The sequence below is a fragment of the Stieleria bergensis genome, from assembly GCA_007745635.1.
Taxonomy (GTDB): domain Bacteria; phylum Planctomycetota; class Planctomycetia; order Pirellulales; family Pirellulaceae; genus Stieleria; species Stieleria bergensis.
Window position 1 is genome coordinate 4,347,839 of record CP036272.1, and the last position, 376, is coordinate 4,348,214.

Here is a 376-nt window from a genome sequence, read left to right on the forward strand (position 1 = left end):
TTACCAAAGGCCGACGACGATCCAGCTCCCGCACAGTATCTGCGTTGCAGCACTCGAGGGTCAACGATCTGCCGTCGGCCGCAGTTGCTTTAGCCTCTTCGCTACGCTCAGAGGCTAAAGCAACTGCATCTGTAGTGTCCAACGAAACACCACTAGGATGTAACATACAAGGGTTCTGTTGCGGTTGGCGTTGCCCGTTTTTTTTGGTGCGTGCAAGCACGGCACCCTACGCTTTTTCATCAGCAACACCCTCCCGCTCCCGCTTGCGGGAGCGGCTGTGTTAGATGTCAAGCGTTTTGTGGATTTTCCCATGTTGTATTTGTTTTGACCATTGTGTTGAGTGTGATGAGGATTTTGCGCATGCATGCGGCAATAA